17 protein-coding genes are annotated in these 22730 nt (G+C 68.3%); 9 read left to right on the top strand and 8 right to left on the bottom strand.

Annotated features, from left to right (window positions below; all coding sequences use genetic code 11):
• Positions 1-52 precede the first annotated feature (52 nt).
• Positions 53-2356, top strand: coding sequence for an arylsulfatase (locus ASD65_RS02380; RefSeq protein WP_235566586.1), 2304 nt, complete (start codon positions 53-55; stop codon positions 2354-2356).
• Positions 2357-2454: 98 nt separating this feature from the next.
• On the opposite strand, the gene glnA is transcribed toward ASD65_RS02380, so the two are convergent.
• Positions 2455-3879: a type I glutamate--ammonia ligase gene (glnA, locus tag ASD65_RS02385; protein WP_056217900.1), complete on the bottom strand. Its 1425-nt coding sequence runs from the start codon at positions 3877-3879 to the stop codon at positions 2455-2457.
• A gap of 101 nt (positions 3880-3980) precedes the next feature.
• On the opposite strand from glnA, the gene ASD65_RS02390 reads away from it, so the two are divergent.
• Positions 3981-4445: an RDD family protein gene (locus ASD65_RS02390; protein WP_056217903.1), complete on the top strand. Its 465-nt coding sequence runs from the start codon at positions 3981-3983 to the stop codon at positions 4443-4445.
• Positions 4446-4613: 168 nt separating this feature from the next.
• Here ASD65_RS02390 and ASD65_RS02395 read toward each other — a convergent pair whose 3' ends face one another.
• Positions 4614-5324, bottom strand: coding sequence for a DUF4191 family protein (locus tag ASD65_RS02395; protein WP_056217909.1), 711 nt, complete (start codon positions 5322-5324; stop codon positions 4614-4616).
• Between the two features lie 127 nt (positions 5325-5451).
• On the opposite strand from ASD65_RS02395, the gene ASD65_RS02400 reads away from it, so the two are divergent.
• Positions 5452-6825: a hypothetical protein gene (locus ASD65_RS02400; protein ID WP_056217912.1), complete on the top strand. Its 1374-nt coding sequence runs from the start codon at positions 5452-5454 to the stop codon at positions 6823-6825.
• 7 nt (positions 6826-6832) lie between these two features.
• On the opposite strand, the gene sucB is transcribed toward ASD65_RS02400, so the two are convergent.
• The 3 genes from sucB to ASD65_RS02415 all read right to left on the bottom strand — a co-directional run bounded on the left by sucB (position 6833) and on the right by ASD65_RS02415 (position 11503).
• Positions 6833-8578: a 2-oxoglutarate dehydrogenase, E2 component, dihydrolipoamide succinyltransferase gene (gene sucB / locus ASD65_RS02405; RefSeq protein ID WP_056217914.1), complete on the bottom strand. Its 1746-nt coding sequence runs from the start codon at positions 8576-8578 to the stop codon at positions 6833-6835.
• A 76-nt stretch (positions 8579-8654) separates the two neighbouring features.
• Positions 8655-10028, bottom strand: coding sequence for a dihydrolipoyl dehydrogenase (gene lpdA, locus ASD65_RS02410; RefSeq protein WP_056217917.1), 1374 nt, complete (start codon positions 10026-10028; stop codon positions 8655-8657).
• A complete protein-coding gene (locus tag ASD65_RS02415; protein WP_056217920.1) occupies positions 10025-11503 on the bottom strand; it encodes a leucyl aminopeptidase in 1479 nt (492 codons plus the stop codon). The genes lpdA and ASD65_RS02415 overlap by 4 nt, the downstream gene beginning before the upstream one ends.
• A gap of 84 nt (positions 11504-11587) precedes the next feature.
• Here ASD65_RS02415 and ASD65_RS02420 point away from each other — a divergent pair, with 84 nt between their 5' ends.
• The 3 genes from ASD65_RS02420 (at position 11588) to ASD65_RS02430 (ending at position 14799) form a co-directional block, all read left to right on the top strand.
• A complete protein-coding gene (locus tag ASD65_RS02420) occupies positions 11588-12511 on the top strand; it encodes a proteasome assembly chaperone family protein (RefSeq protein WP_056217921.1) in 924 nt (307 codons plus the stop codon).
• A gap of 222 nt (positions 12512-12733) precedes the next feature.
• Positions 12734-14104 (top strand): RNA polymerase sigma factor, encoded by a 1371-nt coding sequence (locus ASD65_RS02425; RefSeq protein ID WP_056217924.1) that lies wholly within the window; start codon positions 12734-12736, stop codon positions 14102-14104.
• Positions 14101-14799: a coenzyme F420-0:L-glutamate ligase gene (locus ASD65_RS02430; RefSeq protein ID WP_056217927.1), complete on the top strand. Its 699-nt coding sequence runs from the start codon at positions 14101-14103 to the stop codon at positions 14797-14799. Before ASD65_RS02425 ends, ASD65_RS02430 begins: the two co-directional genes overlap by 4 nt.
• A 63-nt stretch (positions 14800-14862) precedes the next feature.
• On the opposite strand, the gene ASD65_RS02435 is transcribed toward ASD65_RS02430, so the two are convergent.
• On the bottom strand, positions 14863-15885 hold the full coding sequence (locus ASD65_RS02435; RefSeq protein WP_056217929.1) for a sugar-transfer associated ATP-grasp domain-containing protein: 1023 nt from the start codon (positions 15883-15885) through the stop codon (positions 14863-14865).
• A gap of 47 nt (positions 15886-15932) precedes the next feature.
• On the opposite strand from ASD65_RS02435, the gene ASD65_RS02440 reads away from it, so the two are divergent.
• A complete protein-coding gene (locus ASD65_RS02440) occupies positions 15933-16601 on the top strand; it encodes an alanine racemase C-terminal domain-containing protein (RefSeq protein WP_056217932.1) in 669 nt (222 codons plus the stop codon).
• Positions 16598-17644, top strand: coding sequence for an alanine racemase (locus tag ASD65_RS02445; RefSeq protein WP_056217933.1), 1047 nt, complete (start codon positions 16598-16600; stop codon positions 17642-17644). The genes ASD65_RS02440 and ASD65_RS02445 overlap by 4 nt, the downstream gene beginning before the upstream one ends.
• Here the strand turns inward: ASD65_RS02445 and ASD65_RS02450 are convergent.
• On the bottom strand, positions 17641-17865 hold the full coding sequence (locus tag ASD65_RS02450) for a DUF7455 domain-containing protein (protein WP_056217936.1): 225 nt from the start codon (positions 17863-17865) through the stop codon (positions 17641-17643). The two genes, ASD65_RS02445 and ASD65_RS02450, sit on opposite strands and share 4 nt — an antisense overlap.
• 147 nt (positions 17866-18012) lie before the next feature.
• On the opposite strand from ASD65_RS02450, the gene ASD65_RS02455 reads away from it, so the two are divergent.
• A complete protein-coding gene (locus ASD65_RS02455; protein ID WP_056217939.1) occupies positions 18013-20118 on the top strand; it encodes a DNA gyrase/topoisomerase IV subunit B in 2106 nt (701 codons plus the stop codon).
• A 70-nt stretch (positions 20119-20188) separates the two neighbouring features.
• Here ASD65_RS02455 and ASD65_RS02460 read toward each other — a convergent pair whose 3' ends face one another.
• Positions 20189-22657, bottom strand: coding sequence for a DNA gyrase/topoisomerase IV subunit A (locus ASD65_RS02460; protein ID WP_056217942.1), 2469 nt, complete (start codon positions 22655-22657; stop codon positions 20189-20191).
• Positions 22658-22730: the final 73 nt, after the last annotated feature.

The following is a 22730-nucleotide window of genomic DNA, read 5'->3' on the forward strand; positions in this document are numbered from 1 at the left end:
CAGTCGTGAAGGCGTCTCATCCATCGCAGTGTCTATCGAAGGTGAATCCGTTGTGAACCCGCAAGATGTCCTCCCCTTCCCGCCCACCCCATCCGCGAGCATCGCCGGTCGCACCATGCAGGAATCGGTGTACGGCCAGCGAGTCGCCCCTTCGCGGCTGCCTGAGGATGCACCCAACATCCTGATCGTTCTGATCGACGATGCCGGGCCGGGTCTGCCCGACACCTTCGGCGGGGAGGTGAGGACCGACACGCTGTCGCGCGTCATCGACGGCGGCATCGGCTTCAACAGGTTCCACACGACCGCCATGTGTTCGCCCACCCGAGCGTCGCTGCTGACGGGGCGCAATCATCATCGCATCGGCAATGGTCAGATCGCCGAGCTCGCCAACGACTGGGACGGCTACGCGGGCGAGATCCCGCGGTCCAGTGCGCTCGCGCCCGAGGTGCTGAAGGACTACGGGTACTCGACGTCGGCGTTCGGCAAGTGGCACAACACGCCCGCGATCGAGACCGGCGTGACCGGTCCGTTCCACAACTGGCCGACGAGCATCGGGTTCGAGTACTTCTATGGCTTCCTCGCAGGCGAAGCGTCGCAGTATGAGCCCAATCTGGTGCGCAACACCACCAGCGTGCTTCCGCCCAAGACAGCCGAGGAGGGCTATCACCTCAGCGAGGATCTGGCCGATGACGCGATCGGCTGGCTGCGCGATCACAAGGCGCTCGCACCCGAGAAGCCGTTCTTCATGTACTGGGCGCCCGGCGCTGTGCATGGCCCGCATCACATCATGAAGGAGTGGGCCGACAAGTACGCCGGGCGGTTCGACGGAGGCTGGGACGAGTATCGCGAGTTCGTGTTCCAGCGTGCGAAGCAGAAGGGGTGGATCCCCGGCGACGCAGAGCTGACCGAGCGTGATGCGCGGATGGCGGCGTGGGATGACATTCCCGAGGACGAGCGCGCATTCCAGGCGCGACTGATGGAGGTCGCGGCAGGCTTCGCCGAGCACGCCGACGTGCAGGCCGGTCGCGTTGTCGACGAGATCGAGCGTCTCGGCTATGGCGAGAACACGCTCATCGTGTACATCTGGGGCGACAACGGATCGTCGGGTGAGGGTCAGAACGGCACGATCAGCGAACTGCTTGCCCAGAACGGCATCCCCTCGACCGTCCAGATGCACATTCAGGCGATGAATGAGATGGGCGGCCTGGATGTCCTGGGCACGGCGAAGGCCGACAACATCTACCACGCCGGATGGGCCTGGGCGGGGAGCACTCCGTACAAGGGGATGAAGCTGCTCGCCTCCCACCTGGGCGGCACACGCAACCCCATGGCGGTGCGCTGGCCGGCGAAGATCACGCCGGATCCCACGCCCCGCTCGCAATTCCTGCACTGCACCGACATCGTGCCCACCATCTACGACCTCCTCGGGGTCGTGCCCCCGCGCCAGGTCAACGGCATCCACCAAGACCCGCTCGATGGCTCCAGCTTCGCTGCAGCACTGACTGACGCCGACGCGCCGGAGACGCATCTCACGCAGTACTTCGAGATCCTCGGCAGCCGGGCCATCTACCACGACGGCTGGATGGCATCGGCCTTCGGTCCGCGGGCGCCGTGGGTTCCCGGTTTGCCGGACGGGATCGCCGAGTGGACACCTGATCACGACACCTGGGAGCTGTACCACCTCGCGGAGGATTGGACGCAGGCTCGCGACCTCGCCGAGGCCCATCCCGAAAAGCTCGCTCAGCTCAGGGAGATGTTCGCGATCGAGGCGGCGAAGAACAGCGTCTACCCGATCGGTGGAGGCCTCTGGGTGCCGATCTACCACCCGGAGTTCCGCATCTCGACGCCGTACCGCAGCTGGAGCTTCACGGGCAGCCTGCGCCGGATGCCCGAGTTCATCGCGCCGGCGCTGGGGAATCGGGCGAACACCGTGACGATCGATGCTGTGGTCCCTGAGCGCGCGGGCGGCGTGCTGTACGCGCTGGGTGGAGCGGGTGGAGGCCTCACCTGTTACATGGATGACGGATACCTCTGCTACGAGTACAACATGTTCATCATCCAGCGCACCAAGATCCGTAGCGGACAGCGCCTGGCGGCCGGCAGGGTCACGATCGTCGTGGAGACCAGCTACATCGAACCCAGACCCGGCGGCCCGTTGAGCATCGTCATCTCGGTCGACGGTGAGCAGGTGGCGGCCGGGACCGTGCCGATCAGCGTGCCTCTGCTGTTCACCGCGAACGACTGCCTCGACGTCGGCGTCTGCCTCGGTGGATCGGTTTCGCTCGACTACTTCGACCGCGCTCCATTCCCGTTCACCGGAGAGATCAACACCGTGGAAGTCATGTACACGAACTGACGGACACGTCACCACGGCGTGCGGCGCGCCAGGTCGCGAGGATCCGGAATACAGAGAGCCCCCCGAGTCTGAACTCGGGGGGCTCTCTCAGATTCTGACTACACGCCGTAGTACAGCTCGAACTCGAACGGGTGCGGGCGAGCGGACAGCGGCTTGATCTCGTTCTCGATCTTGTACTCGATCCAGGTCTCGATCAGCTCGGGCGTGAACACGCCACCGGCAAGCAGGAAGTCGTGGTCGGCCGCGAGGGCGTCCAGCGAGTCCAGCAGCGAGTTCGGCACCTGCGGGATGTTCTTCGCCTCCTCGGGGGGAAGCTCGTACAGGTCCTTGTCGACCGGCTCGTGCGGCTCGATGCGGTTCTTGATGCCGTCGAGGCCGGCCATGAGCTGCGCAGCGAACGCGAGATACGGGTTGCCCGAGGCATCCGGAGCGCGGAACTCGATGCGCTTCGCCTTCGGGTTCGAGCCCGTGATCGGGATGCGGATGGCGGCGGAGCGGTTGCCGGCCGAGTAGACCAGGTTGACCGGAGCCTCGTAGCCCTTGACCAGACGCTTGTAGCTGTTCACCGTGGGGTTGGTGAAGGCCAGCACCGCGGGCGCGTGCGCCAGCAGACCGCCGATGTACCAGCGCGCGATGTCGGAGAGTCCGCCGTAGCCGGTCTCGTCGTAGAACAGCGGCTTGCCTTCGATCCACAGCGACTGGTGCACGTGCATGCCCGAGCCGTTGTCGCCGAAGAGCGGCTTCGGCATGAAGGTCGCCGACTTGCCCCACTGCTCGGAGGTGTTCTTGACGATGTACTTGAACTTCAGGATGTCGTCGGCCGCGTGCACCATCGTGTCGAAGCGGTAGTTGATCTCCTGCTGACCGCCGGTGCCGACCTCGTGGTGCGAGCGCTCGAGGATGAATCCGGCCTCGATGAGCTTGAGCGTGATGTCGTCGCGGAGGTCCGCCGTCTTGTCGACGGGGCTGACCGGGAAGTAGCCGCCCTTGTAGGGCGTCTTGTTTCCGAGGTTGCCGCCTTCTTCGACGCGACCGGTGTTCCAGGCGCCTTCTTCGGAGTCGACCGAGTAGAAGCTGGAGTTCTGCTTCACCTCGTAGCGGACGTCGTCGAAGATGTAGAACTCGGCCTCGGGGGCGAAGAACGCGGTGTCGGCGATGCCGGTGGAGGCCAGGTACTTCTCGGCCTTCTTGGCGACCTGACGCGGGTCCTTGTGGTAGATCTCGCCGGTGCGCGGGTTGTAGATGTCGAAGATCATGATGAGCGTCTTCGCCTCGCGGAACTGGTCGATGTACGCCGTCGACACGTCCGGGATCAGCTGCATGTCCGACTCGTGGATGTTCGCGAAGCCTCGGATCGAGGAGCCGTCGAACAGCTGGCCGACGGTGAAGAACTCTTCATCGACGGTCGAAGCGGGAATGTTGAAGTGCTGCTGCACACCGGGAAGATCCGTGAAACGGATATCGAGGAACTTCACGTCCTCGTCCTTGATGAACTTCAGCACCTCGGATGAATCACTGAACATGGAGACTCCAGAGGTAGGGCATCGGGACTGCACCCCGCTGCGCGGGCTTGTTCGACGGTATCGAGAGGGCATTGCTCGGCAGTAACCCCCATGTTTCCGGGATGTTACGCCTGCCCGGTTACGCTGGAGGAGTGTCCGATTCTCCCGCTCAATCATCGTATCCGGGCGAGCGCCTCGGACTTCCCGCCACAGGCAGGGGCAGCATCGCCCGCGCCTGGCGGCGCATCGGCGCCTTGGCCATCGACTGGATCTCGGCCACGCTGATCGCCACCGCCTTCTTCGGCTACGACCAGTTCGCCCTTCCCGCCGAGGCGGGGATCACGATCTTCGCCCCGCTGACGGTGTTCCTCGTGCTGCAGGTGGTGTTCATCCCCACGATCGGCGGCAGCCCAGGGCACCGCATCCTGGGCATGCGGGTCGTACAGCTCGGGGGAGCCTGGACAGGGTTGTGGCGCCCGATCGTGCGCAGCCTCCTGCTGGCGCTGGTCATCCCGGCCGTGATCTGGGATCCGGATCAGCGCGGCCTGCACGACAAGGTCGCCGGCACGGTCCTGATCCGCGCCTGACCGCGGCCGCTGGGCTGCTGCTCCGACGGCATCGCAGCGTCCTCGCGTCGCGTCCTCCCGCGGCGCCGTCGAAGCGCGCTGACCCGCGCCCCATGAACCGTGAGGTGAACGCAGAAACGGATGCGCGTCCCGGAGGACGCGCACCCGTTGGGCGCCGTACGGCGAAAGCTAGCGGGGGCGCGGTGCGCGCACGCGCGTCGGGTCGATCCCCTTCGGGATCGGCAGCGAGGCGAGCGACTGCGACACGGAGTCGACGCGCTTGATGACGGCCGCCATCGTGCCGCGATCGATCTTCTTCGGCAGCGACTTGATCGTGGGGGCGAGCTTGCCGATCGGCACATCGTCGGGGCCGTGGCCGAGGTACAGCACCGTGATCGGCACGCCCTGGGCGACGCGCTGCACCTTGGAGCGCTCCTCGTTGATGAGGCGGGCGAGGCGCGCGCGCGATCCTTCGCCGACGAGCACGACGCCGCCGCGACCGATCGTGCGGTAGACAGCTTCCTGCGTCTTCGGGTTCACGCCGACCGGCATCTCGCTGGCCTGCCAGTTGCGTCCGAGGGACGTCGACATCACGTGTCCGGCAGCTCCCGGCATCCCGTCGATCTTGCGGTACATCGCCTTGGTCGACATGCGGGTCATCGTCATGAGCGATCCGAGCACACCGAGCAGCAGTCCGGTGAAGCCCCACAGGACGATGCTCCAGATGGCGAACGGCGGGATGAGGAACCCGACGAGAACGCCGAGACCGATGCCCACCAGCAGGATTCCGACCAGCAGCCACGGCAGCCACGGGTACGCGTCACGCGTGAACGTGAAGAGCGTCTTGAGCTGAGAGAAGAAACCGGGGCGCTTTTCGGGCGCGGTGGTACGTGCTGCCATGGCTCCAGCGTACCTTTTCCCTGCCGCTCGCCACGTCGCTTCCTCCACAGGCGAACGGCGGCGCGAGACAGTCCCCAGTGCGGTGGCCGACGGCGGTGCCTCGTTCGGCAGGAATCACAATCGACGGATGACGACGGCGGGCGAGCACGAAGAGGACGAGCGACTCCTCGCGGGGTATCGGTCGATCCGACGTGTCGTTCCCCCCGATGCGCCCTGGCCGGGCGTGCTGACTCGGATGCCGGACGGCGAGCCGTGCGTGCGCGTGGACGTGGCACACCTGGGTGAGGACTGGGCCGGCTGGGGAGCGCAGCCGTCGGGCCATCTGCTCGGACCGATCGAGGTGATCAGACGGGCGGGCGGCCACGACGTCGCACTGCCGGTCTGCACCGAGCGTGCGGCGGACTTCCTGGCTCGCCGACAGGCCCTCGATGCGCCGCTGACCGCCGGTGAGGTCGTCACAGTTGCCGTGAGCCTGTTGCGGGGGGAGGCCGAGCTCGCTCGTGCCGCCGACGCGGTGTCAGGCGAGTGGTGGCTGACGGAGGCCGGCCGCCCCGTCTTCGCGACCGATGTCGCCGCGGCCTCGGCGGCGTCGACGGCTGAACTTCTCGACGCGCTCAGCGGTACAGCCGAGCACCGACTCGCGGCGGTGCTGACGGATGCCGCAGCCTCGGCCGCTTCCGCGCGGACGGTCCTGCGCGACCTCGACACGCTGGAGTCACGCCTGTTCGCGGTGGCCGATCCGTTGCCGCTCGTGACCGCCATGTTCGCTCCGTTGCGGGCGCGAGCACTCGACACCGCGGGCGCGCGCGGGATCGAACCGGTGGACGCGGCGACTCGCCGTCCCGGCTGGCTCGGAGCGTTGGCGGGGCATGTCGATGCGGATCTCGCCGAACTGGTGTCGACCGTGACCACGGACATCTGGCGGCGTCTGAGGTCTCGACCCGGCCGACGTCGACGCCCGTGGCTGGTCGCCACCGGTCTGGCGGCCGCGATCGTCGGGGTCGGGGTGCTGTGGCCCGGAGGTGCCGGCGGGCCTGCGACAGCAGAGGGTGCAGACCCGACCACGACCGTGTCGACGCCGAGCCCGCAGCCCCCGTCGAGTCCGCAGCCAGGGCCGACTCCGAGCGCAGGGCCGCCCGAGCATGAGTCAGCGGAGACGGACGCGGCCGCACCCGAGCAGAGCGCAGGCGGGGAGCAGGTGCGCGGTCAGAGCTGGGTCGCGGTCACGGATGAGCTGCTCGCCGCTCGGAGCGGGTGCGCCGCCGATCCGGACTGTCTGGCAGAGGTCGTGGAGGATCCCGCACGCTCGTTCTCCGCGGGCGTGGTCGATCTGCCTCCCGTCGACCGTTCGACGACGTTGCTGGACGACTTCGGGGGAGCGGCGGTGCTGCGGGTGGATGCGATCGATGAGGGCATCCCGCCACAACTGGTGTTCGTGGTGCGCGTCGCTCAACGCACTCTGCTCCGCGACATCCATGATGTCGCGGAGCAGAGTGGGTGAAGCTGGATCAGATGCCGAGCTGGCTCTGGAACTGTGCGGCCTCGAGGCGGGTCTTGACCGCGCCGAGGAAGCGGGCAGCGTCTGCGCCGTCGATGACACGGTGGTCGTACGACAGTGCGAGGTAGACGTAGGAACGCACGGAGATCGCGTCCTTGCCGTCGACCGAGACGATGCCGGGGCGCTTCACGACGACACCGGTGCCGAGGATCGCCGACTGCGGCAGGAACACCACGGGGGTGTCGAACAGCGCGCCGCGCGATCCGGTGTTGGTGAGCGTGAAGGTGCCGCCGGCGAGCTCGTCGGGCTTCAGCTTGTTGTCGCGCGTGCGCGCAGCCAGGTCCGCGATCTCGTGGGCGATCTGTGCCAGGTCCTTGGACGCGGCATCCCGCAGCACCGGGGTCAGCAGACCGCGTTCGGTGTCCACCGCGATCGAGAGGTTCTCGGACGCGGGGTAGATGATGTCGGTGCCGTCGACCGTGGCGTTGATCACGGGGTAGGACTGCAGCGCCTCAGCGGCAGCGAGGGCGAAGAACGGCAGGAACGACAGCTTGTCGCCGGTCTTGGCCTGGAAGTCGACCTTCACCGAGTCGCGGAAGTTCGCGAGCTTGGTGACATCGACCTCGACGACCGTCGTGAGCTGAGCGGTCGACTGCATCGAGGCGACGGCGCGCTCGGCCAGCACCTTGCGCAGACGCGACATCGGCTGGGTCGTGCCACGCAGCGGCGACACCTCGATCGGTGCCGGAGCGGCCGGAGCAGCGGAGCCCGAAGCGGCGGGAGCCGAGGCGGCCTCGGCAGCCTTGAGCACGTCTTCCTTGCGGATACGACCGCCGACACCGGTGCCGGCGACCTTGGCGAGGTCGACGCCCTGCTGCTGGGCGAGGCGACGGACGAGCGGGGTGACGTAGGTCACGCTGTCGTCCACGACGGATGCGGCGGGCGCGGCCGGAGCCGGAGCGGCGGGCGCGGGTGCGGCCGGAGCCGGAGCGGCGGGCGCGGGTGCGGCCGGAGCCGGAGCGGGTGCTGCTGCGCCAGGAGCCGGAGCGGCGGCTGCTGGAGCTGCTGCTGCCGGGGCGGGAGCAGCGGGAGCGGCCGGAGCTTCTGCGGCTGCGGCGTCGCCGATCTGCGCGAGTGCGGCGCCGACCTCGACGGTCTCGTCCTCCTGAGCGAAGATCGCCTGCAGCGTGCCGGCGACCGGCGAGGGGATCTCGGTGTCGACCTTGTCGGTCGAGATCTCCAGCAGGGGCTCGTCGACGGCGACCTGGTCGCCGATGTTCTTCAGCCAGCGCGTGACGGTACCTTCGGTGACGCTCTCGCCGAGCTCGGGGAGCACGACCTTGGTGCCACCCTGCGGAGCAGCGGCGGCGGGTGCCGGAGCAGCGGCGGCGGGTGCCGGTGCGGCGGGCTCTGCAGCGGGTGCCGGTGCGGCGGGCTCTGCAGCGGGAGCCGGTGCGGCGGCCTCGACGGGCGCCTCCGCCGGTGCCTCGGCGGGCGCAGGGGCGGAGCCCGCACCTGAGCCGTCGCCGATCTTGGCGAGGATGGCGCCGACCTCGACGGTCTCGTCCTCCTGGACCAGGATCTCCTCGATGACTCCGCTGATGGGCGAGGGGATCTCGGTGTCGACCTTGTCGGTGGAGATCTCGAGCAGGCCCTCATCCGCCTGGACGGTGTCGCCGACTTGCTTGAGCCAGCGAGTGACCGTTCCCTCGGTAACGCTCTCACCGAGCGGGGGGAGGACCACGGAAGTGCTCATGACGATGTCTCCTTCAAAATGCCGATGTCGGCTTCTAGCTTAGTGATGCTGTTGGTGGTGAGTGCCGCGTGCACACTCATAGTGCGTGAAGCGGTTTGCCAGCCAGTGCGAGGAACGCCTCGCCCAGTGCTTCGCTCTGTGTCGGGTGGGCGTGGATGAACGGTGCGATGTCTTCGGGGTGAGCTTCCCACGCGACGGCCAGCTGGCCCTCGGTGATGAGCTCGCCGACGCGGTCGCCGACGAGATGCACGCCGATGACGGGGCCGTCCTTGACACGGACGACCTTCGCGATGCCGGTGGTGCCGATGATCTCGCTCTTGCCGTTGCCGGCGAGGCTGTACTCGTAGCTGACGACCGAGTCTGCGCCGTGCGCCTGCACGGCCTGCTCCTCGGTCAGTCCGACTGAGGCGACTTCAGGGCTGCAGTAGGTGACCTTGGGGATCTGCACGTCGGGGACGAGTACGGGCTTCAATCCGGCGATCTCCTCCGCCACGAAGATGCCCTGCTGGAATCCGCGGTGCGCGAGCTGCAGGCCGGGCACGATGTCGCCGACCGCCCAGACGTGCGCAGCGGAGGTGCGCAGGCGCTCGTCGGTGGTGACGAAACCGCGGTCGAGGGTGACGCCGGCCTCTTCGTAGCCGAGGTCGGCCGTCGAAGGCCCGCGTCCCACGGCGACGAGCAGGTAGTCCGCCTCGAAGGTCTTCCCGTCCTCCAGCGTGACGGTGACTGTGTCGGCGGTCTGGGTCGCACTCGCGAAGCGCACCCCGAGGGAGGATCCGATGCCGCGCTTGCGGAACGCCCGCTCGAGCGCCTTGCTGGAGGCCAGGTCTTCATTGGGCACGAGGTGGGGGAGGGCCTCGACGATGGTCACATCGACGCCGAACGAGCGCCACACGCTGGCGAACTCGACGCCGATCACGCCGCCGCCCAGGATGACGACTTTTTTGGGGATTTCCGTCAGCGCGAGCGCATGCTCGCTCGTGATGATCCGGCCGCCGATCTCGAGCCCGGGGAGCGAACGGCTGTACGAGCCGGTCGCGAGGACCACGTCGGTGCCGCGGTAGAGGTCGTCGCCCACGCGGACGGCGGGGCCGGCCTCCAGGCGTCCCTCACCGGGGACGACCGTGATGCCGCGGGCTTTGATGAGGCCTTCGAGGCCCTTGAACTTCTTCGCGACGATGCCTTCGCGGTACGCGCGGACACCGTCGAGATCGATCCCCTCGAAGGTGGCGAGGATGCCGATGCTCGAGGCATCCCGTGCCGTATCGGCAACTTCGCCGGCATGCAGGAGCGCCTTCGTCGGGATGCAGCCGCGGTGCAGGCAGGTGCCACCGAGCTTGTCCTTCTCGACCAGTGCCACGGACTTGCCGAGCTCCGCGGCGCGCAGTGCAGCCGCATATCCGCCGCTGCCACCGCCCAGGATCACGAGGTCGAACTGGTGCTCCGTCATGCCGTCTCCTCCGTGCTGATCAATTCGATGAGGGCGCGCACGGTGGCTCCCGTGGGGCCCTTGTCCGTGAAGCCGTAGCCGCCGCCCTTGTTCATGCCGACGCCCGCGATGTCCAGGTGCACCCACGGGATCCGCGGGGCGTCGGCGTCATCCGAGGTCCGCCCGACGAAGTGGCGCAGGAATAGTCCGGCGAACAGCGATCCACCGGCGGGGTCGCCGATCTTGGCGTTCTGCAGGTCTGCGATGGGCGAGTCCAGCTCGTCGACCATGTGCGCCGGGAGGGGCAGCTGCCAGGCGAGTTCGCCGACGCGGGCCGAGGCTTCCAGGTACCGCGTCACGGCGGCGTCCTCGCCCATGACCCCGGCGTAGCGGTTGCCCAGCGCGACGGTGATCGCGCCCGTCAGGGTGGCGATATCGACGATCAGGTCCGGGTGCTCGCGGCTGGCCGCGACCAGGCCGTCGGCGAGGACGAGGCGACCTTCGGCGTCGGTGTTGAGCACCTCGACGGTGGTGCCGTCGAGCATGCGCAGCACGTCTCCCGGGCGCGTCGCGCGACCTGACGGCATGTTGTCGGCGATGCACAGCCAGCCCGTCATCCGCACCGGCAGTCCGAGTGTCGCGGCGGCGTGCACGACGGCGAGCACGGTGGCCGCACCGCACATGTCGTACTTCATGCCCACCATGCCGCTGGGCGGCTTCAGCGAGAGCCCACCGGTGTCGAAAGTGATGCCCTTGCCCACGAGCGCCACGTGACGCTGGGCGCCCTCCGGCGTGTAGTCCAGTCGCACCATGCGCGGCGGGCGATCCGATCCCTGCCCGACGCCGAGGATGCCGCCGTACCCGCCGACCGCGAGTTCGGCCTCGTCCAGCACGGTGACGGTGACGGGAAGGCCGGCCACCGCCTCGATAGCCTTCTGGGCGAAGTCGGCGGGTCCGAGCCACTCCGCGGGGATCGCCACGAGGTCCTTGACCATCGCGGTCGCGGTGGCCGCGGCGGTGACCGCGGCGATGTCGTCGGAGGATGTCTCGGCGGTCGTGTGGATGACGACGTGCGCGGCACGGGACTTCGGTGCCTCCGTCTTGTAGCCCTCGAAGCGGTAGCCGCCGAGGGTGGCGCCTTCGGCCGCTGCGCGCCACAGGCCGGCATCGGCGAGCGGCGTCGCAACGGCGACGGTCTCGAAACCGGTCAGGAGACGGATGCCAGTGCCCACCGCGTCACGGATGGCGGCGGCATCCGGAGTCGCGCCGGTGCCCACCACCGCGAGCGGTGTCGTGGTGCTCTCCGGGGCGTACACGCGGACGAAGTTCGACGCGGCACCAGTGAATCCGACAGCGACGAGCGCATCGCGCAGACCAGGCCAGCCGTCCAGTTCGGGGGAGTCCTCCCGGTCGAGCGGGGGGAGCGCCAGGAGCAGTGCGTCAGCCTCTGCATCCTGAATCGGTGTCGGGCTGCAGGCGAGGTCGGGAAACGACATGGTTTCCATCCTAGAGACAGGGGTGTTCGCTCTGAGCGGGACGCGCGCGGCGCCGCTGCCGATCACGGCTCGTAGAGTGGATGTATGGCTACGTCCACGCCCCTCTTCGAACGAGCAGTCTCGGCACCGCCCGTTCCCGCCGGGCTGCCGCTGGTGATCGCGCTGACCGGATTCACCGACGCCGGCAACGCCGTATCGCGTCTTGTGGACTACTTCCGCGACGACCTGGAACCGACCCCGCTGGTGGTCTTCTCCAACGATGTCCTGCTGGATTACCGCGCGCGTCGCCCGCTGGTGTCCTTCGACCAGGACCACCTCACCGACTACCGCCCGCCGCGGCTCGAGCTGTCGCTGGCGCATGACGCCCTCGGACAGCCGTTCGTGCTGCTCGCCGGGTACGAGCCAGATTTCGCATGGGATGCCTTCTCCCAGGCGGTCATCGAACTGTCCCACTCGCTCGGGATCGCCTCCATCACATGGGTGCACGCGATCCCGATGCCGGTGCCGCACACGCGCCCGATCGGCACGACCGTCAGCGGTACGCGCGCCGAACTGACCGCGGCGCACTCGGTCTGGAAGCCCCACACACAGGTGCCCGCCACCGTCGGCCACCTGCTCGAGTACCGATTCGCGCAGGAGGGGGCCCGCGTCGCGGGATTCGTCCTCCTGATTCCGCACTACCTGGGCGACACCGAGTACCCCGCCGCGACACTCGCGGCGCTGGACAGCGTGACGGTCGCGACGGGACTGGTTTTCGCGGGCGACGATCTGCGTGAAGAGAACCGCGACTACCTCGCCAAGGTCGAAGACCAGGTCGGCGGCAACGAAGAGCTCGGTCGGATGCTGAGGGGGCTCGAGGAGCGGTACGACGCCTACATGGCGGGCTCCACGCTCGCGACTCCGATCATCCACGCGGGCGACCTGCCGAGCGCCGACGAGCTCGCCGCAGAGCTCGAGCGCTTCCTCGCCAGCCGTCCCACCGGCGACGACGAGAAGCGCGGCAGCTGACGTCTCCCGGGAATGCCACGCGCCCTGCCGGCGTTCCATGTAAAGTCGCGCGTTGCGAGTGCCATATGCTCGCGCAACGTATGAGACAATGAATACCCTGACCCGTTGTCAACCAGTTCCATGAGGCGATCTCACCGGACCTGGGACTTGACAAGGGTCTTACTAGTGTCCGAAACACGACCGGAGGGCGTCGACTCTCGCCCCGTCGGTGAAAGGCTAACCGTGACCGTAGGCACGAAGACCACCACCCGCTCCCGCAGCGCGAAGGAAACCGATCCGACCGCTGCCGAGGCCGAGACCGCTGAGACGACGACGCCTGCAGCGAAGAAGCCCGCCGCGCGCAAGCCCGCGGCCAAGACGGCCGCGAAGGCCGCCCCCAAGTCTCGCGCGAAGGCCAAGCCCGCCGACGACGAGGCCGACATCGACGAAGAAGACCTCGAAGAGGTCGAGATCGACGTCGACGAAACCGAAGAGGTCGCGCCGAAACGCCCGAGCGCTCGCGCCAAGAAGGCTGCCGCCGCCACTGAGGTGGACTCGGACTCCGGCGACGCCGAGCCCGAAGAGGACGAAGAGGAAGAAGACGCGAAGCCCGCTGTCGAGCCCCTCCCGACCGGTGCCATCGTCATCTCGTCCTCGGACGACGAGGACGTTCCGGTCTACTCGACGCAGATCACCGGTGCCACCGCCGACCCCGTCAAGGACTACCTGAAGCAGATCGGCAAGGTGCCGCTGCTGAACGCGGCCGAAGAGGTCGAGCTCGCGATGCGCATCGAGGCGGGCCTGTTCGCCGAAGAGAAGCTCTCGCACATGTCTCCGGCGGAGAAGTCCAGCCAGAGCGGCCTCGACCTGCAGTGGGTCGCCCGTGACGGTCAGCGTGCCAAGTCGCACCTGCTCGGCGCGAACCTCCGCCTCGTGGTCTCGCTCGCAAAGCGCTACACGGGTCGCGGCATGCAGTTCCTGGACCTGATCCAGGAGGGCAACCTGGGCCTCATCCGTGCTGTCGAGAAGTTCGACTACACGAAGGGCTTCAAGTTCTCCACCTACGCCACGTGGTGGATCCGTCAGGCGATCACCCGCGCCATGGCCGACCAGGCGCGCACGATCCGCATCCCGGTCCACATGGTCGAGGTCATCAACAAGCTCGCCCGCGTTCAGCGGCAGATGCTGCAGGATCTCGGTCGCGAACCCACGCCCGAAGAACTCAGCCGCGAGCTGGACATGACCCCCGAAAAGGTCATCGAGGTGCAGAAGTACGGCCGCGAGCCGATCTCGCTGCACACGCCGCTCGGCGAGGACGGCGACAGCGAATTCGGTGACCTCATCGAGGACACCGAGGCAGTCGTCCCCGCGGATGCGGTCGGCTTCACGATGCTGCAGCGCCAGCTGGAGTCCCTCCTCGACTCGCTCAGCGAGCGCGAGGCAGGCGTGATCCGCATGCGCTTCGGCCTCGGCGACGGTCAGCCCAAGACGCTGGACCAGATCGGCGACACGTTCGGCGTGACCCGCGAGCGGATCCGTCAGATCGAGTCCAAGACGATGGCCAAGCTGCGCCATCCCTCGCGTTCGCAGTCGCTGCGGGACTACCTCGAGTGAGTTCGGAAGCCAACGCCGGCAAGGCGCTCGTCGTCGACATCGGCGGCGAGTCCTTCGCGCGCATTCCGCTGCGAACGCGCGTGGTCATGCCCGGCGACGACCTCGACGCGTTCGTCCAGGAGTACGCGGCCTCCGCGCTGCGCCCCGATGACATCCTCTTCGTCACGGAGAAGATCGTCGCGATCACACAGGGCCGGTCCTACCCGATCGACTCGATCCAGCCGCGCAAGCTCGCGTTCTTCCTCTCGAAGTACGTGACGCGCACGCCGTACGGCATCGGACTCGGCATGCCCGAGACGATGGAGATGGCGCTGCGCGAGTGCGGCACGCTGCGGATCCTGTTCGCGGCCGGAGTCTCCGCGATCACGAAGGCGTTCGGACGCAAGGGCGACTTCTACCGCATCGCCGGCGACAAGGCGCGCGCGATCGACGGACCGACCAATGGCACGATCCCGCCGTACAACAAGGCGGTCGTCCTCGGCCCCGAGAAGCCGAACGAGGTCGCTGCGCGGCTCAAGTCGCTGCTCGGTGGCCAGGCCGAAGTCGCCGTCGTCGACATCAACGACCTGGGTGGCAACATCCTCGGGTCGACGATGGACAAGGCCGCCGAGAAGCGCCTCGTCGCGATCCTCAAGGACAACCCGCTCGGCCAGGGACACCAGTCCACGCCGCTCGGCATCATCCGCGCCGCGTAGACGCACCTGACATGACGAAGGGCCCGTGCCGATGGCACGGGCCCTTCGTGGTGCGTGGGGGTGTTAGAAGCCGATCGCTGCGCGGTAGCGGGCCTTGTGGCCGGTGCGGATGCCGGTGACGCTGGGCTTGTTCTCGTACACGCCGGCGCCCCAGTTGCCCTCGACGAGCACGGGGCCGGTGGGGGTCACCACGATGTCCCAGCCGACGTACTGCACCTGCGGCACGACGCGGGCGACGCGGTCGATGAAGGCGCGCACCTCGTCCATCATCGGCAGCTGGAAGTCGGCGATGCGCACACCGGAGTCGGGGTGGTTCTCGTACACGTGACCGTGCGAGTCGTAGCCCGCCCCGATGGCGCGGCCGTCGTCGTCGAGCATCGTGTAGAAGCCGCCGAAGGTCATCTGGTCGCTGACCGCACCACGGCCGAACTTCTGCGCCACCGCGAGGATGTGCGCCTTCTCGCCGTCGAAGAACGCCGTCACGCGGGTCGTGTTCACGGTGCCGGGGCAGACGGCGGCGAGGGCCGCGTGCTGCACGATGACCTCTTCGACCAGCAGCTCTCCGCGGGAGAGGAGGTCGGCGTGGAAGGTGTCCCAATCCGCGACATCGGCCGCGTGGTAGCGGTGCACGCCGGTGCCGGCCTGGCCGACCGGCTCTTTCGTGACGATCGTGCCCAGACGCTCGGCAAAGGCTCGCAGCGCATCGGCGTTGCCGTGCTCGACGATCATCCAGTCGCGGTGCAGGTGCTCGGAGAAGACCTGGTCGAACTCGACCTTGTCCTGGAAGATGTGCCGGTAGTCGGGGTGATCGTACTTCTGCGACAGCTGGTTGGAGACCGGGTGCGTCATGTACGTCGCCCGCTCGGCGCGATTGAGGATCGCGAAGTCGTAGTCGATGTAGTCCTGGAACCCGACGTTGCGGAACCCTGCCTGCCACAGCATGTCGACGAGCACCGCCGGCATCCACTTGTGATGGGAGACGGATGCCTCCTTGGCACGCTCGATGACCGAGCCCACATCGATTCGTCGTGCGCGGCCGGCGAGATAGCGAAGGCGGGGCGCGAGGCCGAGGCCTTTCGGAGGCATGCAGAAGCTCCAGGATCGAGAACGGGGGACCCGGATAGTCTAGATGGGTGACCTCTTCGCTCCCTGTGACCTCCGGCTCCGGCGGTCCGGACCAAGAGCCTCGAGGACTTCGCGCGATCGTGTCGGTCTCGGCGCTGCGAGCCAACGCCGCACTTCTGGATTCGCACGCGCCGGTCGTGCTCTCCCACGACGCGTGGGGCCATGGAGAGGCAGCGGTCGCTGGCGTGCTCCGCGCGAGCGGCCTCACCGTCGCTGAACCTGGATCCAGCTCCGACTCCGACGCCCTGGCGACACTGTACGGCCTGCCCGGCTCCAACGGCGCTCCCGCGCTGCGCCTGGTCGGCACCGTGCTGAGCGTGAAGCCGCTCCTGGCGGGCGAGGGCGTCTCCTACGGCTACACGCACCGTGCCGACACCGACACCCGGGTCGCACTGGTCACGGGCGGCTACGCCCAAGGCATCGTCCGCGCCCTCGGCAACCACGCGGCGGTGGCGATCGCGGGCGCACGCCTACCCATCGTCGGGCGTGTCGCCATGGACGTATGCGTCGTCGACGTCGGCGACGTGCGTGTCGAACGCGGCGACGAAGTGGTGTTCTTCGGCGATCCGGCATCCGACGAGCCGTCGATGGGCGAGTGGGTGCTGGCCACGGGGTTCACGGCTGCGGAGATCGTCACAACCATCGGACAGCGAGCGACGCGGGAGTACACCGAGTGACAGCCGAACTGCACGTCGACCTCGGCACACTGGCGGGCAACATCGCCCACGTGCGCGCCACGGTGGCACCCGCCGAGCTCATGCTCGTGGTCAAGGACGACGCCTACGGACACGGCCTGGCAGCCGTCGTGCGCCGGGCCTGGAGCGAAGGCGTGCGCTGGTTCGGCGCGTTCGATGTGCGCACCGGCTGTGCCGTGCGGGAGGAGCTCGGGCCCGACGCCCGCATCTTCGTCTGGATCGCGGCCTCCGCCGCCGAGGTGGCCGCCGGTGTGGCGGCCGGGCTCGATCTGGGGATCGGGGACGCCGCGCTCCTGGAAGACGCCGCAGCCGCTGCCGCGGCATCCGATGTCCGCGTCCGCGTGCATCTGAAGATCGACACCGGTCTGCACCGCAACGGCGTGCGGCCCGACGAATGGCCCGCGTTCACGGCGCGGGCCGCGGCGCTCGAGACGGACGGCGCGATCGAGGTGATCGGCGTCTGGAGTCACATCGCCGAGGCATCCGACGCCGAAGACGACCTCGCGCGACACGCGTTCGACGATGCCGTCGAGACGGCCCGTCGCGCAGGACTGCGGCCCGTCGTGCGGCACCTGGCCGCGAGCGCGGCCGCGGTCGCCCGCTCCGAGTACCGATACGACATGGTGCGGATCGGGGCGTTCGCGTACGGGATCCGCTCCGCGGGCGGACCGGGGGAGTCCGAACTGGGCGTGCGCCCGATCGCGGCGCTGCGTGCCCCCGTGCTGTCGGTCGAGGAGGACGGCGTGCACGTCGGCGTCGGTGCGCTGCACGGGTTGCCGTCCATGCTCGCGGGGCGGATCCAAGCGGGAACGCCGGCCGGGCCGCGCGCGGTGCGCGCGATCGCGGGTGCGGAGAGCGTGTTGGAGCCGTGGACGGATGCCGCCGCCGGTCAGTCGGTCGCGATCTACGGAGCGAACGACCAGGCGCCGCTCACCGCGACCGACCTCGGCGAGGCGATCGACACGATCGGCGAGGAGATCGCCGTGCGCGTGTCTCCGGAAGTGCTCCGGGTGTATTCCGCCTAGACGGACTCGGTGAGACGCGAAGTCTCGTCGTGCCAGCTGGTGGCGATGCTGCGCAGCTTCTCTTCGTAGCGGCGACCGTGGTGGGCGCAGAACAGCAGCTCGCTGCCGTTCACTTCTGCGGCGATGTACGCCTGCGCACCGCAAGAGTCGCAGCGGTCTGCGGCGGTCAGACGGTACTCGAGGACATCGGCGGGCTCAGCGGCTGTCGTCAACGTGGTCATTTCGGTGCCTCCTCGGTTGTGTAGCGTCCTGGTGCGGGGTCATCACATACAACCATGCGATGCCCGGGAGAATGCCGCGAACCGATCACATTTCGCTCACCGCGTACGTCGACCCGGCACGCCGAGCGAGAACGACCGCGACGTCGGATGCCCCGGATATTCTTGAGGATTGTGACCTCTGAGTATTCCGCCCATCATCTGCAGGTGCTCGAGGGCCTTGAAGCCGTTCGCAAGCGCCCCGGCATGTACATCGGGTCCACTGATTCCCGCGGTCTGATGCACTGCCTGTGGGAGATCATCGACAACTCGGTCGACGAGGCTCTCGGTGGCTTCGGCAGTCGTATCGACATCGTCCTGCACGCCGACGGAAGCGTCGAGGTGCGCGACCGCGCCCGCGGCATCCCGGTCGACATCGAGCCGCGTACGGGGCTGTCCGGGGTCGAGGTCGTCTTCACGAAGCTGCACGCCGGCGGCAAGTTCGGCGGCGGTTCCTACGGCTCGTCGGGCGGTCTGCACGGTGTCGGGGCATCCGTCGTCAATGCGCTGTCCGCGCGCCTCGACGTCGAGGTCGACCGCGGCGGCAAGACGTGGGCGATGTCGTTCCACCGCGGTGAGCCCGGCAACTTCTCCGGCCCCACGCCCGACGCGACGTTCACCCCGTTCGAGAAGAGCTCCGAGCTGCGGGTCGCCGGCAAGGCGGCGAAGGGCGTCACGGGCACGCGCATCCGGTACTGGGCCGATCCGCAGATCTTCACCAAGGACGCGCACTTCCACCTCGACGAGCTGGAGCAGCGCGCGCGCCAGACGGCGTTCCTCGTGCCCGGTCTCGAGATCGTCATCCGCGACGAGCGGCGCATCGGCGCCGGCGAGGACGCCGTCGAGACCAGCTATCGCTTCGACGGCGGCATCTCCGAATTCGCCGACTTCCTGGCTCCGGATGCCGCGATCACCGACACCTGGCGCCTGACCGGCACCGGGACCTTCACCGAGACCGTGCCCGTGCTGCAGCCCACCGGCGCGATGATCCCGACCGAAGTCGAGCGCGAGTGCGTCGTCGACGTCGCGGTGCGATGGGGGACCGGCTACGACACGGTGATGCGCTCGTTCGTCAACATCATCTCGACGCCGAAGGGCGGCACCCACCAGCAGGGCTTCGAGGCCGGGCTGATCAAGGTGATCCGTGCGCAGGTCGATCAGAACGCCCGCCGTCTGAAGGTAGGCAACGACAAGCTCGAGAAGGACGACATGCTCGCCGGACTCACGGTCGTGCTGACCGTGCGTCTGCCCGAGCCCCAGTTCGAGGGCCAGACGAAGGAGGTCCTCGGCACGCCGGCGGTCCGCCAGATCGTGTCGAACATCGTCAGCCGCGAGCTGGCCGCACGCTTCACCTCGGCCAAGCGCGACGACAAGGCGCAGACCTCGCTGCTGCTGGACAAGGTCGTCTCCGAGATGAAGGCGCGTATCTCCGCGCGCACGCACAAAGAGACGCAGCGCCGCAAGAACGCGCTGGAATCCTCGTCCTTGCCGGCGAAGCTCGTCGACTGCCGCTCCAGCGATGTGGCCGACTCCGAACTGTTCATCGTCGAGGGCGACTCGGCGCTGGGCACGGCGCGCGCCGCCCGCAGCAGCGAGTACCAGGCGCTGCTGCCGATCCGCGGCAAGATCCTCAACGTCCAGAAGGCGTCGATCAGCGACATGCTGGGCAATGCCGAATGCGCCTCGATCATCCAGGTGATCGGAGCCGGCTCGGGCCGCTCGTTCGACCTCAGCGCGGCCCGCTACGGCAAGGTGATCCTGATGAGTGACGCCGATGTCGACGGCGCGCACATCCGCACCCTGCTGCTGACGCTGTTCTTCCGCTACATGCGCCCGCTCATCGAAGAGGGTCGGGTCTACGCGGCGGTACCGCCGCTGCACCGTGTCATCGTGATGAACCCGGGTTCCAAGCCCAACGAGACGATCTACACGTACTCCGAGCCCGAGCTGCACGCTCTGCTGGCCAAGCTGACCAAGTCGGGCAAGCGCTGGCATGAGCCGATCCAGCGGTACAAGGGTCTCGGCGAGATGGACGCCGATCAGCTCGCGACCACGACGATGGACCGCGCCGGACGCACACTGCGTCGCGTCCGCGTGTCGGATGCCGAGCAGGCGATGTCGGTCTTCGAGCTCCTCATGGGCAGCGACGTCGCGCCGCGCAAGGAGTTCATCGTGGAGTCCTCCGCAGGCTTCTCCCGCGAGCGCATCGACGCGTAACCCGCCGCCGCACAGACGAAAGCCGGATCACCGCGGAGAACCGCAGCGATCCGGCTTTCGTCGATGCGAGCTATTGGACCGCGGTGCCGATCGCGCCGATGACGCCGTCCAGCGGCTGGCCCGAGGCATCCCGCTTCGCGCCCACTTCAGGCAGATCGCGCACGGCGCCGTCCGGTCCGACGGCGCGCACGGGCGACTCACCGGCCCAGGCCAGCGTGATGGTGTCTTCGCCCTTCAGGAAGCGCTGGGCGCGCACCCCGCCGGTGGCCCGGCCCTTGGGCGGGAACTCCTCGAGCACCGAGACCTTGCCGGTTCCGGCATCCGCTCCCGGAAGCGCCTGCGATGTGCCCGCGATCGTGACGACGACGGGATCGGATGCCTCGGGGCCGACGACGCCGAAGAACACGACGCTCTCGCCCGCAGTGATGCGGACTCCGGCCATGCCGCCGGCAGACCGGCCCTGCGGGCGTACGGACGAGGCATCGAACCGCAGCAGCTGCGCGTCCGAGGTCACGAAGATCAGCTCCGCGTCATCCGGCGCGACGGCGGCGCCGACCACGCGGTCGCCCGGCTTCAGCGCGATGATCTCGATGTCGTGCTTCGGACCGATCTCGCTCGCGGCGAGGCGCTTGACGACGCCCTGGAGCGTGCCGAAGGCCACGGGCGGGTTCTCGGCGAGCGGCACGAGCGCGATGGCGTGCTCGCCGCTCGCGAGCCCGAGGTACTGGTCGGCGCGGGTGCCCGCGGCCGGCTGCACCGAGTTGCCCGGGACAGACGGCAGGTCGACGGGGGAGAAGCGCACGAGGCGCCCGGCGGAGGTCACCGCACCCAGGTCGCCGCGCGTGGTGGTGTCCACGGCGGAGCGGATCGCGTCGTGCTTGGAGCGACGGGCCGGCGTCACGATCCCGCCGCCGGGGACGTCGGCCGCCATCTCGGCGCGCACCATGCGACCGGTGGCCGACAGGTATACGCGGCAGGGCGCGTCCGCGATCTGGAGGTCGGCTGCCGCTGCCGCGCGCGAGCTGCGCGCTGCGACGGGGCCACCGTTGAGCAGGAGGGTGCGGCGGGGCGTCCCGTAGGTCTCGGCCGCGGCATCCAGCTCGCGTGCGACGAGCGCGCGCAGCAGGATCTCGCTGCCGAGGAGCTCTTCGAGCTGTGCGATCTCGGCCAGCAACGCGTCGCGTTCGGTCTCGAGCTCGATGCGCGAGAACCGCGTCAGTCGACGCAGGCGCAGTTCGAGGATGTACTCGGCCTGCACCTGGGAGAGGTCGAAGACACTGATCAGGCGGGTGCGGGCCTGTTCGCTGTCGTCCGAGGAGCGGATGACCTGGATGACCTCGTCGATGTCGAGGATCGCGACCAGGAGTCCCTCGACGAGGTGCAGGCGTTCGCGGCGGCGGTCGAGGCGGTACTGGCTGCGTCGAGTCACCACGCGGATCCGGTGGTCGACGTAGACGCGCAGCAGTTCGCGCAGACCCAGGGTCTGGGGCTGCCCGCCGACCAGGGCGACGTTGTTGATGCTGAACGAGTCCTCGAGCGGGGTCAGCCTGTAGAGCTGTTCGAGCACGGCGTTGGGATCGAAGCCGGTCTTGATCCCGATCACGAGACGGAGACCGTGGTGGCGATCGGACAGATCCGTGACGTCCGCGATGCCGGTCAGCTTCTTGGAGTTGACCGCATCCTTGATCTTCTCGATGATCCGCTCGGGACCGACGAGGTACGGGAGCTCGGTGACGACCAGGCCGGTGCGACGCGGTCCGAGCGGTTCGATCGAGACCTTGGCGCGCGTCTTGAAGCTGCCGCGACCGACCGTGTAGGCATCTTTGATCCCGTCGAGGCCGACGATGATGCCGCCCGACGGCAGGTCGGGGCCGGGCACGAACTCCATCAGCTCTTCGACGGTCGCGTCCGGGTTGTCCAGGAGATGGATGGCGGCGCCGACGACCTCGATGAGGTTGTGCGGCGCCATGTTGGTCGCCATACCGACGGCGATGCCGGTCGCGCCGTTGACGAGCAGATTGGGGAACGCCGCAGGCAGGACCTCGGGCTGCTGGAATTGCCCGTCGTAGTTCGGGATGAAGTCGACGACGTCTTCGTCCAGGTCCGCGGTGAGCGCGAGCGCGGCAGGAGCGAGACGGGCCTCGGTGTACCGCGAGGCGGCGGGACCGTCATCCAAGGATCCGAAGTTGCCGTGTCCGTCGACGAGCGGCACGCGCAGCGAGAACGCCTGCGCGAGACGCACCAGCGCGTCGTAGATCGGCGCGTCGCCGTGCGGGTGGAGCTTTCCCATGACCTCGCCCACGACGCGGGCGCTCTTGACATGTCCGCGTTCGGGACGCAGCCCCATCTCTGCCATCTGGTACAGGATGCGGCGCTGCACCGGCTTGAGTCCGTCCCGGGCATCCGGAAGGGCGCGGGAGTAGATCACCGAGTACGCGTACTCGAGGAAGGACCCCTGCATCTCGGTCGAGACATCGACGTCTTCGATGCGCTCCGGAGCTCGATCCTGGGCGGGGGACGGGGGCGGTGTTGCGGGCATGTGGTTTCCGGGCCTCGGGTGAACGGTCGTACTGCACAGAGGGCCCGTCCCGCCGGTGTGCGAGACTGGCCCC

Origin of the sequence: Microbacterium sp. Root61 (genome assembly GCF_001427525.1) — a bacterium.
Classification (GTDB): domain Bacteria; phylum Actinomycetota; class Actinomycetes; order Actinomycetales; family Microbacteriaceae; genus Microbacterium.

Coding starts and splice junctions, on each gene's coding strand:
- ASD65_RS02400 (WP_056217912.1), top strand. CDS start 5,452: ATGACGACGGCGGGCGAGCACGAAGAGGACGAGCGACTCCTCGCGGGG.
- ASD65_RS02435 (WP_056217929.1), bottom strand. CDS start 15,885: ATGCCTCCGAAAGGCCTCGGCCTCGCGCCCCGCCTTCGCTATCTCGCC.
- glnA (WP_056217900.1), bottom strand. CDS start 3,879: ATGTTCAGTGATTCATCCGAGGTGCTGAAGTTCATCAAGGACGAGGAC.
- ASD65_RS02395 (WP_056217909.1), bottom strand. CDS start 5,324: ATGGCAGCACGTACCACCGCGCCCGAAAAGCGCCCCGGTTTCTTCTCT.
- ASD65_RS02415 (WP_056217920.1), bottom strand. CDS start 11,503: ATGTCGTTTCCCGACCTCGCCTGCAGCCCGACACCGATTCAGGATGCA.
- ASD65_RS02420 (WP_056217921.1), top strand. CDS start 11,588: ATGGCTACGTCCACGCCCCTCTTCGAACGAGCAGTCTCGGCACCGCCC.
- ASD65_RS02455 (WP_056217939.1), top strand. CDS start 18,013: ATGCCCCGGATATTCTTGAGGATTGTGACCTCTGAGTATTCCGCCCAT.
- ASD65_RS02450 (WP_056217936.1), bottom strand. CDS start 17,865: ATGACCACGTTGACGACAGCCGCTGAGCCCGCCGATGTCCTCGAGTAC.
- sucB (WP_056217914.1), bottom strand. CDS start 8,578: ATGAGCACTTCCGTGGTCCTCCCCCCGCTCGGTGAGAGCGTTACCGAG.
- ASD65_RS02390 (WP_056217903.1), top strand. CDS start 3,981: ATGTTACGCCTGCCCGGTTACGCTGGAGGAGTGTCCGATTCTCCCGCT.
- ASD65_RS02460 (WP_056217942.1), bottom strand. CDS start 22,657: ATGCCCGCAACACCGCCCCCGTCCCCCGCCCAGGATCGAGCTCCGGAG.
- lpdA (WP_056217917.1), bottom strand. CDS start 10,028: ATGACGGAGCACCAGTTCGACCTCGTGATCCTGGGCGGTGGCAGCGGC.